The organism is Rhizobium sp. RHZ01 (assembly GCF_014851595.1).
GTDB lineage: Bacteria > Pseudomonadota > Alphaproteobacteria > Rhizobiales > Rhizobiaceae > Rhizobium > Rhizobium altiplani.
Map to the genome: position 1 here is coordinate 1 of NZ_JACUZZ010000149.1, position 255 is coordinate 255.

The window sequence follows — 255 nt, forward strand, 5'->3', positions numbered from 1 at the left end:
TGTAAGAAGCGAACGCAGGGAACTGAAACATCTAAGTACCTGCAGGAAAGGACATCAACCGAGACTCCGCAAGTAGTGGCGAGCGAACGCGGACCAGGCCAGTGGCAATTGTGTTTAAAGCGGAACAATCTGGAAAGTTTGGCCGTAGCGGGTGACAGCCCCGTACGCGTAGATAGCATGATTGTCCTAGAGTAGGGCGGGACACGAGAAATCCTGTCTGAACATGGGGAGACCACTCTCCAAGCCTAAGTACTC

Annotated in this window: 1 rRNA gene; it reads left to right on the forward strand. The window is 52.9% G+C overall.

Features of this window, described 5'->3' with window-relative positions:
* A 23S ribosomal RNA gene (locus IB248_RS31225) occupies positions 1-255 on the forward strand; the annotation flags it as partial.